15 protein-coding genes, 2 tRNA genes and 1 other RNA gene are annotated in these 17,401 nt (G+C 33.4%); 6 read left to right on the forward strand and 12 right to left on the reverse strand.

Translation table 11 applies throughout. The annotated features are described in order from the left end of the window. The first annotated feature begins 9 nt into the window (after positions 1 to 9). The 5 genes from mraY to A2530_RS05090 all read left to right on the forward strand — a co-directional run bounded on the left by mraY (position 10) and on the right by A2530_RS05090 (position 3,081). Entirely contained in the window at positions 10 to 1,071 is a 1,062-nt protein-coding gene (gene mraY, locus A2530_RS05070) for a phospho-N-acetylmuramoyl-pentapeptide-transferase (protein WP_294886231.1), read from the forward strand. Next, the gene (gene murD / locus A2530_RS05075; RefSeq protein WP_294886233.1) at positions 1,071 to 2,270 is read left to right on the forward strand and encodes a UDP-N-acetylmuramoyl-L-alanine--D-glutamate ligase; all 1,200 of its coding nucleotides are present in this window, start codon (positions 1,071 to 1,073) and stop codon (positions 2,268 to 2,270) included. The genes mraY and murD overlap by 1 nt, the downstream gene beginning before the upstream one ends. Next, a complete protein-coding gene (locus A2530_RS05080) occupies positions 2,270 to 2,833 on the forward strand; it encodes a phosphoribosylglycinamide formyltransferase (protein ID WP_294886234.1) in 564 nt (187 codons plus the stop codon). Before murD ends, A2530_RS05080 begins: the two co-directional genes overlap by 1 nt. 65 nt (positions 2,834 to 2,898) lie before the next feature. Further along, positions 2,899 to 2,974: transfer RNA gene (locus tag A2530_RS05085), tRNA-Phe, on the forward strand. 31 nt (positions 2,975 to 3,005) lie between these two features. Beyond that, a tRNA-Phe gene (locus A2530_RS05090) sits at positions 3,006 to 3,081 on the forward strand. A gap of 8 nt (positions 3,082 to 3,089) precedes the next feature. On the opposite strand, the gene A2530_RS05095 is transcribed toward A2530_RS05090, so the two are convergent. From A2530_RS05095 to A2530_RS05120, 6 genes are all read right to left on the reverse strand, one after another. Next, positions 3,090 to 4,148, reverse strand: coding sequence for a HAMP domain-containing sensor histidine kinase (locus tag A2530_RS05095; RefSeq protein ID WP_294886236.1), 1,059 nt, complete (start codon positions 4,146 to 4,148; stop codon positions 3,090 to 3,092). 64 nt (positions 4,149 to 4,212) lie between these two features. Then, positions 4,213 to 4,872, reverse strand: coding sequence for a response regulator transcription factor (locus A2530_RS05100; RefSeq protein WP_294886237.1), 660 nt, complete (start codon positions 4,870 to 4,872; stop codon positions 4,213 to 4,215). Between the two features lie 12 nt (positions 4,873 to 4,884). After that, complete coding sequence (locus A2530_RS05105; RefSeq protein WP_294886239.1) at positions 4,885 to 7,932, reverse strand: CusA/CzcA family heavy metal efflux RND transporter; 3,048 nt, start codon at positions 7,930 to 7,932, stop codon at positions 4,885 to 4,887. Between the two features lie 4 nt (positions 7,933 to 7,936). Continuing rightward, complete coding sequence (locus A2530_RS05110) at positions 7,937 to 8,899, reverse strand: efflux RND transporter periplasmic adaptor subunit (protein WP_294886241.1); 963 nt, start codon at positions 8,897 to 8,899, stop codon at positions 7,937 to 7,939. After that, positions 8,899 to 10,074, reverse strand: a complete 1,176-nt coding sequence (locus A2530_RS05115; protein ID WP_294886243.1) for a TolC family protein — start codon at positions 10,072 to 10,074, stop codon at positions 8,899 to 8,901. The genes A2530_RS05110 and A2530_RS05115 overlap by 1 nt, the downstream gene beginning before the upstream one ends. A 9-nt stretch (positions 10,075 to 10,083) precedes the next feature. Then, positions 10,084 to 10,494 (reverse strand): FixH family protein, encoded by a 411-nt coding sequence (locus A2530_RS05120; RefSeq protein ID WP_294886245.1) that lies wholly within the window; start codon positions 10,492 to 10,494, stop codon positions 10,084 to 10,086. Positions 10,495 to 10,627: 133 nt separating this feature from the next. On the opposite strand from A2530_RS05120, the gene ssrA reads away from it, so the two are divergent. Beyond that, positions 10,628 to 11,004, forward strand: a transfer-messenger RNA (tmRNA) gene (gene ssrA, locus A2530_RS05125). A 1-nt stretch (position 11,005) separates the two neighbouring features. On the opposite strand, the gene A2530_RS05130 is transcribed toward ssrA, so the two are convergent. The 6 genes from A2530_RS05130 to gmd all read right to left on the reverse strand — a co-directional run bounded on the left by A2530_RS05130 (position 11,006) and on the right by gmd (position 17,393). Next, entirely contained in the window at positions 11,006 to 11,899 is an 894-nt protein-coding gene (locus A2530_RS05130) for a GGDEF domain-containing protein (RefSeq protein WP_294886246.1), read from the reverse strand. A gap of 73 nt (positions 11,900 to 11,972) precedes the next feature. Then, positions 11,973 to 13,283, reverse strand: coding sequence for a sugar transferase (locus A2530_RS05135; protein WP_294886248.1), 1,311 nt, complete (start codon positions 13,281 to 13,283; stop codon positions 11,973 to 11,975). Between the two features lie 8 nt (positions 13,284 to 13,291). Further along, positions 13,292 to 14,380, reverse strand: coding sequence for a glycosyltransferase (locus tag A2530_RS05140; protein WP_294886249.1), 1,089 nt, complete (start codon positions 14,378 to 14,380; stop codon positions 13,292 to 13,294). Then, entirely contained in the window at positions 14,377 to 15,495 is a 1,119-nt protein-coding gene (locus A2530_RS05145) for a glycosyltransferase family 1 protein (protein WP_294886251.1), read from the reverse strand. Before A2530_RS05145 ends, A2530_RS05140 begins: the two co-directional genes overlap by 4 nt. Then, positions 15,485 to 16,381: an NAD-dependent epimerase/dehydratase family protein gene (locus A2530_RS05150; protein WP_294886252.1), complete on the reverse strand. Its 897-nt coding sequence runs from the start codon at positions 16,379 to 16,381 to the stop codon at positions 15,485 to 15,487. Before A2530_RS05150 ends, A2530_RS05145 begins: the two co-directional genes overlap by 11 nt. Further along, complete coding sequence (gene gmd / locus A2530_RS05155) at positions 16,359 to 17,393, reverse strand: GDP-mannose 4,6-dehydratase (protein ID WP_294886254.1); 1,035 nt, start codon at positions 17,391 to 17,393, stop codon at positions 16,359 to 16,361. Before gmd ends, A2530_RS05150 begins: the two co-directional genes overlap by 23 nt. Between the last annotated feature and the right edge of the window lie 8 nt (positions 17,394 to 17,401).

Consider the following 17,401-nt stretch of genomic DNA (forward strand, 5'->3'; position numbering starts at 1 on the left):
TACCCCACTTTGCTATACTGGCTCTCTGAAATATTAAACATAAACTTACTTGGATATATAACTATAAGAGCCGGAATATCTTTCTTTTTAGCTCTATTTTTTACACTTTTATTAATGCCTCGCTTTATCAAATGGGCACAAAGCACATCGAGTGTGCAGCCGATAAATGAATGGGCTCCGGATAGACACAAAGATAAGGCACGGACTCCTACAATGGGTGGAATAGTTTTTATTGCCGCTACTATTTTAGCCTCTGTTTTAAGCATAAAATTTTCTAATGTCTATGCGGTAGGCGCAGTAATTACTCTTATTTTATTTGCTTTTATAGGATTTAAAGATGATTTTGCAAAAATCAAAAAAAATCAAAACCTAGCAGGACTAAAAGCAAGAACCAAACTAATGCTCCAAAGTGCTTTTGCATTAGTTATTTCTATTTTTTTATATCTTGTTTCTGATTTTAATACAAATCTATATATACCTTTTTTAAAAAATCCTATCTTTGACATGCAGATGTATGCTATCATCTTTTGGGTAATTATAATCATAGCGACTTCAAATGCCGTAAATCTAACAGATGGACTTGATGGACTTGCAACTGTTCCTTCCATAGCTGCACTTGGTTCTTTTAGTATTATTATTTACATTACCGGAAATGTTACTTTTAGCTCATATTTATTGATGCCAAATATAAATATTGGAGAAGTTGCAATTGTTTCAAGTGCTTTAGTCGGTGCATTAACCGGTTTTCTATGGTACAACTGTCACCCGGCCGAAGTTTTTATGGGTGATAGCGGCTCTCTTACGATAGGTGCATTTTTAGGTTATCTTGCAATTATCTCTAAGAGTGAGATTTTACTTCTTCTAATCGGCTTGATTTTTGTAATAGAGACTCTATCCGTAATATTACAAGTCGGAAGCTATAAACTTAGAAAAAAGAGAGTTTTTTTAATGGCTCCTATCCATCACCATTTTGAGATGAAACATTGGGCAGAGAACAAAATAATTGTACGATTTTGGATAATTGCCATACTTTCAAATATTCTTGCTCTGATATCGCTAAAGATTCGCTAATGAAAAGAGTATCTCTGTTTGGTTATGGAAAAACAACAAAAGCATTGATAAAGCTATATCCGCATGCAATCTTTTATGACGACAAATGTGTAAAACCATTTACGGATGAAAACGGTTTTAAAATAAAACCATCATCTGATTTTAACCCAATTTACTCAGATTTGGAGATTCCATCCCCCGGAATTGCTCCATCAAACCCGCTAATACAAAAAGCGAGAAATCTAATAAGTGAGTATGACTGCTTTGCAAAAGAGTCTCCTCTTTGCGTTTGGATAAGCGGAACAAACGGAAAAACTACCACGACACAGATGATGCAATTTCTATTAAGCGACAAAGGCTCACAAGAGGGGGGAAACATAGGAAGACCTCTCGGAGAATTAGACAAACAAGCAAATATGTGGATACTTGAAACCAGCTCTTTTACGATTCACTATACAAATAAAGCTGTGCCTAATATATACGTTTTACTGCCTATAACACCTGATCATCTAAGTTGGCATGGGGATATGGATAACTATATAGAAGCTAAACTAAAACCTGTTGCTAAAATGCGTGAGGGTGAAATTGCGATAATTCCATATACATATAAAGATATAAAAACTTCTGCACATGTAATTACATACAAAGATGAAAATGATTTGGCAGCGTACTTTGAGATAGAAATTAACAAAGTAAATTTTAAGGGAGCTTTTTTGATGGATGCTCTTTTGGCGATGGCAGTCGATAAAATTTTATTTGACAGAGTTGATTATGAAAAAATAAACACTTTTGTAATTGATCCGCACAGACAAGAGGAGTTATGCGACGCTAAAGGTCGTCTATGGGTAAACGATACAAAAGCCACAAACCTTGATGCGACTATAGTAGCGTTAAAACGTTATAAAGATTTACATGTACATCTTATCTTAGGCGGTGACGACAAAGGTGTCGATTTGAATGAGCTGTTTGTCTATCTGCAAACATGCAACGTTACAATCTATGCAATCGGTTCAAATAAAGAAAAACTCTTCAATCTGGCAAAAGAGTACAAAGTTACATGTAACCTTTGTAAAAATCTTATAGATGCGGTTGAAAAAATAGATAAAAATTTAAAAGATAATGAAGTAGCTCTTCTCTCTCCTGCGGCTGCTAGTCTTGATGAGTTTACTTCATACGCACACAGAGGCGATTTATTTAAAAAAACGGTTAAAGAGCTTTAGTGAAGAAAGTTGCAATACTGGCATCGTATAATGGAAGCGGTTTTAATGCTCTACATGAAGCATCTCAAAAAAAAGAACTGGATATTGAAATCGTTCTCGTTATATCAAATAATCCAGATGCCATTGCCCTGCAAAATGCCACAAAGCATAAAATCAATAATTTTATAGTAAACGCAAAAACAGATGAAAATCCGGATAAAAAAATAGAACAACTTTTAAAAGAGTATAAATGCGAATATCTCTTTTTATCAGGTTACATGAAAAAGCTCTCACCAAATGTGACCGATAACTTTAAAGTTATAAATTCTCATCCCGCACTCCTTCCAAAATATGGGGGAAAAGGAATGTACGGACATTTTGTGCATGAAGCCGTAGTAAAGGGCAAAGAAAAAGAGAGCGGTGTTACAATTCATGTAGTAAATGAAAATTATGATGATGGAGAAATAATTTTACAAAAAAGACTTACTCTAAATGAAAATGAAACTCCGGACTCTTTGGAGTCAAAAGTTAAACAACTTGAACTAATTGCTATTGTAGAAGCATTTAAAAAGTATTTAAAATAATTAAAAAACAGATACATAAGCTAACTTTCAGTCCTTACTAGCTACAATTGCGCTCTTTAAAAGATGGCCAATTAGCTCAGTCGGTAGAGCAAATGACTGAAAATCATTGTGTCCTTGGTTCGATTCCGAGATTGGCCACCACCTCTTTTAAAACAATTACTATTTCTTATATGGCCAATTAGCTCAGTCGGTAGAGCAAATGACTGAAAATCATTGTGTCCTTGGTTCGATTCCGAGATTGGCCACCACCTATTTTTTAAAACTTTAACTTTATACTGGTCATAACCTTTTCCTTAGAAGAGACTTCTATGTTTATACCGTATCTGCTACACACTCTTTTAACGATATCCAAACCAATTCCGAAACCGCCTTCATACTCGTTAGCTCTGTAAAATCTATCAAAAATTTTGCCTTGAAGCTCTTTTTTTATTCCTATACCGCTATCGCTGATTATAAACTCGTTTTGCACAAGTTTTAACTCTATTTTGCCACCGTGCCTATTGTATTTAATAGCATTTGATATTAGATTGCTAAAGAGTCTCTGAGCACTTACCTCATCAATAGTAAAGAACATATTCTCTAACTCTTTATGTATGGTAAGTGATTTTTTAGATGCCAAATCTTCATAGAGAGTAAGTTCATTTTCTATGATATCTTTTAGATTGATTTTTTTTGCTTCTTGATTTTTGTTTTCTAAAAGCAGGTATGTTAAGTCTGAGTAAATTTTCTGAACTCTTTTTGCACTGATTTGCACTCTCTTTAAAATCTTCTCATCAATATTCTCTTTTTTAAGCCTATCGATACTCATCAAAATAGCTGTTATCGGAGTATTTAACTCATGAGTCGAATCTTTTATAAACTTATCCAGTTTTATTCTCTCACTTTGTATAGGTTTTAAAAACATTTTTGTCAAAAAATAGCCGACAACAACAACTAAAACAACAGAAAATATAGCTATAAATAGAGTGCTCTGTATTAGTTTTGAAATCTCTTCATTAGCATTTTTGCTCTTTAGTACCAAATACTTTACACCGTGATGAAGCTGTGGGCTAAGGTCAATAAAATAGTCAAATTTATCATCATGATAAAAGCCTTGCTTAAACTCTATACCATTTAAAGGCAACCCATATAATAAAACTTTATTTGAATCGTAGAGAGTTATCTCATATCCATTTACGGCATCGACACTAAGAGGCTCCGAGCGCATATATGAAGCTATTATCTTAGAAGAGATGTTAAGAGCAATATTTTGCATCTTCTCTTTTTTCATTGAGATAATATTGGAAGATTCATAACCGTAAAAACTAAAAGCCATAAAGACAATCAGCAAAATAGATGAACTAAGATAAAGCCCTAAAAAGCCGTAAAGAGACCTTTTTTCATTTGATGTTAACTCTATATCCGACCCCTTTTATAGTAGTTATAAAATCCCTGCCTAGATGCATCCTGATATTTTTGATATGCGTTCTCAGCGTTGCATCGGTCGGTATTTCGCTATCTATCCAAATATTAGCACAGAGTTCTACATGTGAGACAATTTTATCTTTTTGTGATAGAAGATACTTAATAATTTCAAAATCTTTTTTTGAAAGTTTTACTCTTTTGCCCTCTTTGACAAGTTCATAAGTAAGTTTATCAAGGTAACTTTTGCTATCTATAACTACATGTAAGGAGTTTAAATTATGTACTTTAAGAAGATGATTTATCCTTGCATCAAGTTCCATCAAATCAAATGGTTTTTTGAGATAATCATCGCACCCCAAATCAAACCCTTTTTTTAAATCATATGCAGAATCAAGCGAGGTAATAAAAATAGTCGGTATATGTATATGCTGCTCTTTTAAAAGTTTTAGAAGCTCAAAACCGTTTAAAAGCGGTACGTTGACATCTAAGAGCATTAAGTCATACCCATTTTTAACTATTTTATCATAAGCATCTTCACCGTCATAAGCCGATAAAACTTGATAACCCTTCTCGCTTAAATGTTCACTTAATATTTCCGATAAAATTACATCGTCTTCTAATAATAAAATCTTCATTGTGTCATTTTACTATCTTTTTCTTATAGAATATAACAAAGGAATGATAAGAAGCGTTAAAATAGCAGAGGTTACTATTCCGCCTATCATAGGTGCCGCAATTCTTTGCATAACTTCGCTCCCTACTCCATGAATATACATAATAGGCACAAGCCCGCCGAGTATTGCAAAAACAGTCATAAGTTTAGGTCTTAGACGTCCTGCAGAACCTCTAATAATTGCTTCTTCATGCGTAGATATATTCTCTTCTATAGCCTCTTCAAGGTAGATAACCATAACTATAGCCGTCTCTGCGGCAATACCAAGAAGTGCTAAAAAGCCTACTATTACTGCGACTGAAAGATTAAATCCTAAATAGTCTATATATAAAAGTCCTCCAAGAACTGCAAAAGGTAGTGTTAAAAAGACTATAAGAGAGTTTATTGCATCTTTAAGAGCAAAATAGATTAGAACAAATATACTAATTAGGACTATAGGAACAATAAAGCTTAGTCTCTCTTTAGCCGATTCCAAGTACTCGCTCTGTCCTGCAAACTCATAATAGTACCCTTTTGGAAGGTCTATGCTTTGCAGTAGATTTTTAGCCGCACTTTTATATTCATCTACACTTACATCACTTTTTGGCGTAATATAAACAAAAGAGACTTTCATCCCCTTTTCACTTTTTATTACACTAGGACCTTCGGTGTATTTTATATCTGCAAACATATTAATAGGCAAAAAACCTGATTTTGTTTTGACCTTTAGCTCTTTGATTTTGTCTATATTTTCTCTTTGTTCTGAATTAACCCTTATAGATATCGGATGACGTTTAAGACCGTCTATGAATGTGCTTACTCCCAATCCTCCTACACCAAGAGAGATAGTATCTAGTATTACTTGTTTTTGAAGCCCATATCTTGATAAGCTCTCTTGCTTAATATCTATATCAAGAAAATACCCGCTATTTGACTTATCCGCAGATACGCTTAACGTAAGTGGCATAGTTTTTAGCTTCTGTTCTATCTGTGAAGATATCTCTTCCAATATCTTGTTATTATCTCCGTAAAGTTTTATACCAAGAGGTGTGCGGATTCCCGTTAAGAGCATATCTATTCTGCCCCTAATTGGATATGTCCAAGAGTTAATCAACCCTTTTACTTTAAGTGCCGCTTCCATATCTGACATTAGCTTTTCATAGGTCATCCCTTCTCTCCAAAGAGATTTGTCTTTAAAAGTAATAATAGTCTCTATCATAGCAAGAGGCGCCGGGTCTGTTGCACTATCTGCACGACCTGCTTTTCCAAAAACGGTATCTACTTCAGGAAAACTTTTAATAATCTTATCCGTCTCTTGAGTAATTTCTTTTGCTAGTTCAATACTTATTCCATAAGGCGTAACAGGCATATACATAAAATCTTGCTCATTTAATTGCGGCATAAACTCCCATTTTTGAGCATTATACAGCGGGTACATGTAAGCTACGGCTATAATGGAAAGAAGAAGAATCAAATATTTTATTTTTAAAAACAGTTTTAGCAAAGGAGTATATAAAAATATAAAGAACCTATTTATATAGTTGTTCTCCTCTTTTTTGATATCGCCCTTCACAAAAAGTATCATTAGTACAGGTACAAGCGTAATGGACAACATAGCACCCATAAGCATTGCAAATGTCTTTGTATAAGCAAGAGGCGAAAATAGCCTTGCTTCTTGACCTTCAAGTGCGAAAATAGGCAAAAATGAGACAACAATGAGTATTAGAGCAAAAAAGATTGGACGACCTACCTGCTTTGAAGAGTCTATAATAATTTCTACTCTGCTCTTAGTTCCGTCACTTTTGCTTAGATGTTTATGGGCATTTTCTATCATTACGATAGAAGCATCAACCATCGCACCTATTGCTATGGCGATGCCCCCTAAACTCATTATATTTGAGCCGATATCAAAGAGCGTCATAAGCCAAAAGCTAAGAAGTACAGTCAAGGGAAGTATGATAACAACAACCAAAGCACTTCTAAAGTGAAACAAGAAAAGAGCAGTAATAATGATAACGATAATAGACTCTTCAATAAGTGTATTTTTTAGTGTATCTATAGCTTTATCTATCAGTTTGCTTCTGTCATAAGCCGTTACTATCTCAACGTCATCACTTTTTAACGACTCGATTTTTGCTTTTATCTTTTTAATTACCTCATAAGGGTTCTCTTTATAGCGTACTAAAACTATACCGCCAACGACTTCGCCCTCACCGTTAAAGTCTGCAATACCGCGTCTTGGCGATGGAACTATGGCTATCTCACCTATGTCTTTTAACTTTATAGGTGTTACACCGTTTACTTTTAAAGTTATATTTTCAATATCATCTATATTTGAAGCATATCCGCGCGCTTGAATAATTTTCTCATAACCGTTATCTAAAAGTACACCGCCGCCCCTGTCTTGATTATTTTTCTTTAATGCATTGGTTATCTCGTCTATGCCTATGTTGTATTTTATCATTTTGTCTTGATCGACTAAAAGCTGGTAATTTTTTACAAATCCGCCCACTGCCGCAATTTCACTAACACCGTCAACACCCAAAAGACCATATTTTAAATAGTAATCCTGATAATCTCTTAACTCCGAGAGATTTAGTTTATTTGATTTTAATATATACTGGTAAGCCCATCCAACTCCGGTCGCATCCGGTCCCATGCTTACTTTTGCACCATCGGGCAGAGTCGGAAGTATGGAGGAAAGTTGCTCTAAAATTCTGCTTCTTGCAGTGTAAATATCCGTATCGTCTTTAAAAATAATATAGATAAGAGCGTTTTGGAAACTGCTCATAGCTCTAATAGTTTTGATATTAGGCAGAGACATCAAAGAGCTTATAAGCGGATATGAGACCTGCTCTTCTATGATTTTTGGAGACTGCCCCGCATATGAAACTTGAAGTATAACTTGCGGAGGAGAGAGATCAGGGAGTGCATCAAGTGAAATATTTTTGAGACTAAATATACTAAGGGCAGTTAAAATAACTGACAGTATAATAGTCAAGAATATATTTTTTGAGCTAAACTCTATTACTTTTTCAACCATCTTATTACCACTTTTCGCTCATGTAAGAGCCGTTAGTAACAGCATCGCTATCAAGCAAGAAGAGTGCATTTTGTGCAACTTCCGTTGTCTCGTCTATGCCGCCACTTATCTGATAATATCCACCGATATAATTAACTTCCACCTCTTTGGGTTCATACTCATTAGGAGAAATTTTTATAAATACGTAATATTTATCGCCTCTTTTTATAACGGCATCTTTCGGAAGAGTAAGAGAGGAATCTGCTGTTTTGCTAAAACTCACTTTTGCAAACATGTCAGGCATAATTTTACTATTTTGATTATCCAAATCCACTCTAACGTCAAACGTCAAATCATTTTTGTTTATCTTAGAATATATTTTACTAACCTTTGCCGCAATCGGATTAGATACTCCCTCTATCTCGACAGTGGCATTCATCCCCTGCTTTATGAACTCATAATCTTTTTGATAAACTTTTGCAATAATCCACATCTCGGAATTATCAACAATTTTAAAAAGTGTAGAACCTGCTTTTGCAAAAGAGCCTTCACTGACATTTTTTTGAATAATCTCCCCGTTAAACTTGCTCTTAAAAGGTATTGTAGAACCGCTTATAGATATTGCACTATCATCAAGTTCGTAAAGTTTTAGCTTCTCCAAAATAGTAGCTTGCAATGCCGGAAAATTTTTTGTAGAGACATGCTCTTTTTTTAGAGTATATATCTCCTTTGAGTAGATATCAAAAAGCTTATCGCCTTTTTTTACTCTCTTATAAAGTTCATCAGCCTTTAAATTTTCTATAAAACCGTCAAATCTTATATTTATATCATATATTTTGCCCTCGTTATAAGAGGTTGTAGCATAGTAAGTTTTGGACACTTTTTGTGTTTGCATTTTTGGTTTTATAACGTTTATATTAAAAGCTTGCTCAAACGTTTTTGCATCTAGTAGCGTTAAGCCTAAAAGTATTAAAAAAAGAATTTTCATTATATGCTCTCTTTTGTGATATAAAACAGCTCTAAGTGAGCCGTTTTTATATCCAGTTTGTATTTTAGTTTCTCTATCTCTAAATCAAGAAGCAGATTCTCATTTTCTATATTTTTCTCTAATGTTACACTATTTTTTATATTTGATTTATCATATAGATTCAACTCTTTGTACTTGTATAAAATCGTGTCAAGATTTTTTACTCTTTCATTTAAGTACTCTACCTTTTTATAGTTATTTTGAAAAATCATAATAGCGCTTAACATGTAACCATCCTCTTTTTGGATATTTTCGGCAACAAGGTGTTTTGTTTTTTTGACTTTTGCCTCTTCCGTTCCATAAATAGGAAGAGCAAAGGAAGCAGAGACAGAAAGGTAGTCATCAAAATTTTCACGATAATTGTAACTCATGTTTACATTAACGTTTGAATATTTTTTTCTATCTTCAAGTCTGTTTTGAAGTTCCAACTGCTTTGTTTTTATCTCAAATATCTTATATTTTGGAGATTTTTTAATATCTTCTTGAAAAAACTCACTACCGATTTGGACTTGTTTTATCGGTATAAAATCTTGATTACTAAGATATTTAAACTCATTTTTAAGTGACTCTATATTATCTTTAAGTTCCAAAATCTTATCTTCGACTGCAAATATCTTTTTTTGAAGCTCAACGCTCATCCTAAACACATCGGCAACGCTGATACTGCTTTCATAATATCCTAGAAGCATCACTAGATTTGATTTTTTTTGCTCCAAAATATCTACAAGAGTGCTAAAAGTTGCGATTTTCTCTACATTTAATGCCGTTTTTTTATAAAGCTCAAGTTTTATATCTTCAAGTTCATACTCTAAAATCAAAGTATCAGCTCTAAATATTGCCTCTTTAATATCAAGTTTTCCAAATGTTTCAAACTCTTGAGTTATACCTATAAACTGAGTCTGCATAGGTTCAAGATCTCTTTTAAGAAAATTTTCGTTTAAAAGCAAGTCATTCACACCGATAGTTATAATAGGATTTTTGTATGTAGTCTCACTTATAAGCGTCTGGCGCGATGCTAAAATCTTCTCATATTTCGCTCGTATTACGGGAGAGCGTTCAACTGCCTTTTTGAACACATCGTCAAATTCTGCACTAAAACATATAAACGGTACGATGAGAAGAGTCAGCACTTTCATACTTAAACCTTAATGATTATGCGATGAGGACGACTGACCAAGAGTTACACTGCCTTTATATTTGTAATCTTTGTTTTTATCATCTTTTATAAAGAGTTGATACTGCCAAGTACCGTTCATTGCAAAATTCACACTGCACTCAAAACTCTCGCCTGATTTTTTACAGATATCTTTTGATTCCATATATGGCATTCCGGGCATTTCAGGCATAAAAAACTTTATTCGAACATCTTTTGCAGCTACAACCACTCCACCGTGGTCACCTCTATTTAATTCAACTTTAATTTTGTTTTGCCCCTCGCTTAAAACTCGCTCGCTTGAGAGCATCACATGTAAATCACCGCTGTTTCCCATCTCCATAAAACCACCTGCAAAAGCAAGACTTGAAATTAAAACACTCCCTACTAAAAACTTTTTCATTTTGATACTCCGTTATATTATTTTTTATTTGTTCCTTAGTATATTATTTTTAATGTGTAGTAATCGTGTAGAAAATTTTTACATGTACTCTTTACTTTTTGTACATAAATATTTGATATAATTTCATTTATATGGGGCTGACCTGGTTTCGACGGGATCAAGTAGCTTCTAATGGCATGTCGGACTGAGCATTTCCGTTACGCGGCTCAACTTGCTTAAACGCAAACAATACAAATTATCGCCCAGCTTTAGCAGTAGCTTAAGTTTTACCCCCTCGTAAGAGGTCGGGCTGCTTCACCTGTTGACTCTAGATAGGCAGGATTCGAAGTATAACCCTTATGTAGATATACTTTACGTTTGTCTCGGACGTAAAAAGAACCTTAGAGGCTCGTCTTGCGTAGCTTTGCAAGTTGTGTGAAGCAAGATTAAACACAAACGACTTTACTAAACATGTAGATGTTAGGAGTAGCGTGGTTTCGGACTGGAGTTCGATCCTCCACAGCTCCACCATTTAAATAGTTACTATGTGATTTCTACCGTTATCTTTTGCCTCGTAAAGTGCTTTATCGGCTAATGAAACCAACTCTCTGATTGACAATTCTCCTCTATCTTGTGCCACGCCAAAAGAACATGTTACTTTTATTGTATGAGTATTTATCTCCATTATTTCAGCTTCAATTATATTTTTAATTCTATTAATTATCGTTACCGTCTCTTTCGCATCTGAATATATAAAGAAAATGAACTCTTCTCCGCCATATCTTGCAACAACATCATACGCCCTAATATGTTCAATGAAAATTTTACTAATTTTTATTAGTACTTCATCACCTATTTGATGTCCATATCCGTCATTTATTTTTTTAAAATAGTCAATATCTGCCATTACGATAGTAAAATCAGTTCTTGTTCGTCTTGCTTTTGAAAAATCGTAATCAACTTTTTCAAAAAAATATCTTCTATTAAATATATTCGTAAGCCCGTCAAAATTTTTCTCATAATTTTCACTCTCAATTATCAAAGCAGTTAACTTCTGTATAAATTGAAACTCTACTACTGCAAAGTCTTCATATGTCTTTTCATTTATCTTTCTTGCTGTTTGGTATTCTGTTAATAGGCTTTCAAGCAGAGTATGTAATCGTCTATGATGATCTTCAAAATCTAAAATTTTCTCCTTCTTATCATCTATATTTTTTACTTTAGAATTTAAAATTGCATTTAACATAGATGTTATGTCACAGTTATTATATGAGTGTCTCTCAAGCATATTATCTAAGTTATCTATTTTATGATTGCACACTATTATTTTAAACAGTTCAATCATTTTTCTTAGATGTATATCTAAATTTGATTTTAAATTACTAGATAAATCTTTGTGAATATCTATTCTGTCGGCACTATTCATAAAATACCTTTATATATTAATATTTATAATATTGTATCTTAAATTTATTAAGCAGCATGCTCATAATATTGCCTTATTTAGCACCGACTTTAAAAAGTACGACTTTTATCGTCTTTACAAATATGACAAAATCCATCCAAAGCGACCAATTTTGTATGTACCATACATCTAACTCTACTCTCTTTTTAAACGTCAGTTTATTTCTACCGCTTACCTGCCATAATCCTGTAATTCCGGGTCTTACTTTTAGAATTATCTCTTCATTGCCTTTTCCGATATCATCTAGTTCGCTAAGCATGTAGGGTCGTGGACCGATTAAATTCATATCGCCTTTTAATATATTATAAAACTGCGGCAACTCATCAAGTGATGTTTTTCTTAAAAACTCGCCTATCTTCGTAATTCTGGGATCATTTTTATATTTATGGTATTTCTTAAAATACTCAGTCTCATCAGGATTTTTTAAAATATACTCATCCAAAATATTTTGACTCTCTTCATACATGGTACGATATTTATAACATGTAAAAACTTTGGCGTCTCTGCCTAGTCTTTGCTGTTTAAAAAAGGTATCGCCTTTTGAATCGATTTTTATAAGATAACTTATCAAAAGATGTAAAATTAAAGTAAAAGGAAAAAGCAAAATGACGATTATTTTTTCAAAAAAATACTTTATAAATATATTTTTATAGTTTAAAAGTCTGTTTTCGATATGAAATGCTGAAAATCTTATGTTTGAGAAATCAACTATAGTTGTATGCGAAAAGTTTAGGTAGTTTAAATATGGAATTACATATATATCTTTTGTATTTTGAGAGAACTCTTTTATGCTATCTTGAAGTTTATCCGTATCAAATCCTTTTGAAGAGACTATAACGATATCATAATTTTCATCGCTTAGTTTATAACCAAAATACCAATTGTCTTTTATCTCATCACATATTATTTTATAATTCTCTTCATCTGCCATAACCTTGACTCTGATTTTAAAAATATCAAGCATAAAAAAAAGTTGTTTAAACAATCTTTTAAAAAGAAGGGTAAAAAATATAGCAACTATAAAAAATTCAAGTAAAAAAGAGACAGAGTAGTCATTCGATATTTTAGCAAGAGAAATAACGGTAAAAACAGTAAAGAAAGAGAACATAAATCCTCTTAGCACCTTTCTTGCATCGCCCCAAAAATCATATCGTACTATATATATCTTCTCAATAGCAAATAAAGAGAGTATTAAAATAATAATCCAAAAATATAAAGATATATCTACATGTACTTCCTGAAAAATCCGCGATACGTTTAAAGATAGATATAGTGCCAAGAAATCAACACTTAAGAGCAATAGTAGCAGCAAATAGCGTGTAGTATTAAATTTAAAATTATTCATAGTCTTGATTATACTTCAAAACTATTTATAAACTCTTTTATCTCTTTTTCAAATCTCTCTTTTGCATAATACTCGGCATTTTTTGATATATCAGAGAGATTAAAAACTAAACTCTCAAACTCATTAACGGCACTAGTTATATCCTCTTTTGTCTGATGTTTAAAATGGACTCCGTTTACATGGTTTGTAACTGTTTCTGCCGTACCGCCGTCATTTAGAGCTATAACAGGTGTTCCGCAGCTCATGGCTTCAATAGGCACAATTCCAAAATCCTCAACTGCAGCATAAACAAAAGCCTTTGCTCGCTGCATATAATCTATCAAAATGTTATTTTCGCAAAATCCCAAGACAGATATGTTTGGATTTGCTATTTTTTTTATCTCATCATACTCTTCGCCGCTTCCTATTACGATAAGCCGTTTATCGCTCATCTCATTGAAAGCTTCTACTATAAGTTTTGTTTTTTTATAAGGTACCAGTCTTGAAGCACTAAGATAAAAATCATCCTTATCGCTTTTAAACGTAAAGCTTTTCGTATCTACGGGAGGATATATAACAATAGAGTCTCTCCCATATGTTCTTTTAATGCGTTCTTGTACAAATTTAGAATCCGCTATAAAATAATCTACTCTATCAAGTGTTGCTATATCCCATCTTCTTATATATTTTAGGGTTGTTTGTACCAAAAATTTTTTAGGCTGTTTTAAATCGGCAGTATATTCATCATACAAATCCCAAGCATAACGAATAGGCGTATAACAGTATGAGATATGAAGCTGGTTTTTATGCTTTTTAACACCTTTTGCAACTGCCCATGAAGAGCTGATTATCAAATCATAAGCGCTTAAATCAAAACTCTCTATGGCAATCGGGAAAAAAGGAAGATAGTTTCTAAAATGATTTTTAGCAAACGGGAGTTTTTGTATAAATGAAGTTTTTGCTCTTTTACCGCCTAAAACTGCTTCTCTATCTTCATCGCTTAAAAAATCTACAAGAGAATAAATGTCCGCGTCAGGATAGACATCTATAATGCCTCTTAAAACCTTTTCAGCTCCCGCATTTGTAACAAGCCAGTCATGTACTATCGCTACTCTCAACTACCCATTACCTCTTTGAAAACTTTTACATGTTCCTCGGCAGACTTCTTCCATGTAAATTCGCCTGCTCTTTTTAAGCCTTTTTTGATTAACTCTTCTTTTAAAGTATCATCTTTTAAAACAATTTCTATCTTTTTTGATATATCATCTGCATCATAAGCATCACAGTATATTGCCGCATCTAAGCAAATTTCAGGCATTGACGTCAAATTTGAACAAACGACAGGAGTCCCGCATGCCATAGCTTCAAGTGGCGGCAGACCAAAGCCCTCATAAAAAGAGGCAAATACAAAAAGTGAAGCGAGATTATATACTTTTGCCAACTCCTCATCACTTACAAAACCAAGATAATGTATATTGTCCTTGTTATTGTTAACAATCTCCATTATTTCTCTATTTTCCCACCCTTTAAAACCGACTAAAACCAGTTTATATTCCGCTTTTATCTCGTCATTTAAAAGATTGTAAGCTTTTAAAAGCCCTAAAAGATTTTTTCTAGGCTCTATACTTCCGACTGAGAGTATATACTTTTTAGGCAATTTTATATCTAGTTCTAAATCATCATAAACTTTAAAAACATCATGATTTATACCGTGATAAATGACTCTTACTTTATCATCTTTAAAATCAAGTCTCTGCATAATTTCACTCTTTGTATAAAAAGAACCTGTGATAATCATATCGCTTTTGTAAATATTTTTAAAAAAATATCTCTCGAAATACTCAATTCTCTCTTTTGGATGAAACTCACGATGCAAAATAAAAGAAAAATCATGAACGCTAGTCACTGTTTTTTTAGCTTTTATACCCTCGTTTGGTATGAAATTTGGTTGCCAATACAAATCGTAAGTTTTTGCGGAAAAACTACTTATAAAAAATAACAATCTTCTAACTATTTTTTTTAAAAAGGAGTTTTTTACAATGAATGATTTTAAGCTTTTTACATTTGGAGCATCGGATATCTCTAGCAACTTATCGGAATAATATCCGTAAAAATAACTGTATTTAAAATCATCTGCTTTTTTTAGCTCTTTTGATATCTCATAAGTATATCTTCCAAGTCCCGTCATTGAAGATAACAAAGATAGCGCATCTATTAAAATATCAGGCTTCAAACATTTCTCTTAGAGTAGATTTAAACTCTTTTTGCTCTACTTCGCCTATTAAACCAAAAAGTTTTTTGGATGACCCTGTAAGAGTTTTTATCTCGTCTTGACGCACAAAAGCAGGATTTACTTTTACTTTTATATCGTATTTTGCTATTTCATTCATCATATCTATAACATCTAAAAGCTTTATACCTCTATTTGAGGCTATATTTACGACTTTGCCCTTAGCCTCGCTCTCTAAAAGTTTTTTATAAACTTCTGACACATAGCTAACATCATTAAATTCTCTACTTACATGTAGATTGCCTAGTTCTATCTCTTTTTTATTTTCTCTAAAATGTTTTACTATTTTTGGAATAAGGAAGTTCTCTTCCTGACCTACTCCGGTATAATTGAAAGGTCTTGTTATGATTATGTTCAATTTACTAAAATAGTTTACAGCCAAACATTCCATAGAATATTTACTTGCACCGTAGTGGTTTGCAGGTTTTGGGCAGAGCGATTCATCAAGAATTTCCAAACCTTGATTTCCATAAATAGTTGCACTGCTAGCCATGATAACTTTTTTTGGATTTTGAGCAAGCATTACAAGCACATCTAGTATATTAATTGCACCAATTGTATTTATCGTGTAAAAATCTTCATTATGCCCATGTGCAGGAAAAGATATACCCGACAAGAGTATGATAAAATCGGGTACAACCTCTTCAAGTACTCTTTGTATATCTGCTTTATAGGTAATGTCAACTTGAAAATATTTGTCCTCTGTATCGGCATACGAAGTTCCAAAAACATCATAACCGACCTCTTTTAAGTAGTGAGAGAGATGTTTTCCTGTAAAGCCGTCTATACCAAAAATAAGAACTTTTTTAGAAACTGCGCCCAATCTCATTCCTTCTTAAATCTTCTTTTACCATCATAGCACAAAGTTCTTCAAGTGTGCATTTAGGCTCCCAACCAAGTTCTTCTTTAGCTTTTTTAGGATTTCCTATAAGAAGTTCGACCTCTGCAGGTCTATAAAATTTTGGATTTACACGTACCACTGTCTTGCCGCTTGCTTTATCTATAGCAACTTCATTTTCGTTGCTTCCTTTAAACTCTAACTCAATTCCAGCTGCTTTAAATGCCATAGTAACAAAATCTCTAACCGTCTCGGTTCTGTTTGTAGCGAGTACGTAAGTGTCGGGCTTAGGAGCTTGAAGCATCAAATACATTCCCTCTACATAATCCTTTGCAAATCCCCAATCTCTTTTTGCATCCATATTTCCAAGTTCCATACACTCTAATTTGCCAAGCTTGATTTTTGCAACGCTATCCGTAATCTTTCTTGTTACAAATTCTCTTCCTCTAAGAGGAGATTCATGGTTAAAAAGAATTCCGCTGCATCCAAAAATATTATAAGATTCTCTATAGTTTATTACCATCCAGTGAGCATAAAGTTTTGCCACACCGTAAGGACTTCTAGGATAAAAAGGCGTACTCTCTTTTTGAGGTATCTCTTGAACCTCGCCAAACATCTCGGAAGTCGATGCCTGATAAAATTTTATTTTCGGATTTACTATTCTAATTGCTTCAAGCAGGTGAACACATCCGAGTCCCGTAATATGTGCGGTTGCAAGAGGTTGCTCAAACGAAACTCCCACAAAACTTTGAGCCGCAAGATTATATATCTCATCGGGCTGAATCTGCATTACCATTCTTATACTATTTGCTTGATCGGTCAAGTCATACTCAACCAGATGAAGGTTTGGATTTTTATCAACTCCAAGCTCTTCTATACGCCAAAAATTGACAGATGATGTTCGTCTGTAAGTTCCGTAAACTTCATAACCTTTTTCAAGAAGCAACTCTGCTAGATAAGCTCCGTCTTGTCCGGTTATACCGGTAACTATAGCTTTTTTCATTTTTTTAT

It is taken from the genome of Sulfurimonas sp. RIFOXYD2_FULL_34_21, from assembly GCF_001830805.1.
GTDB lineage: Bacteria > Campylobacterota > Campylobacteria > Campylobacterales > Sulfurimonadaceae > Sulfurimonas.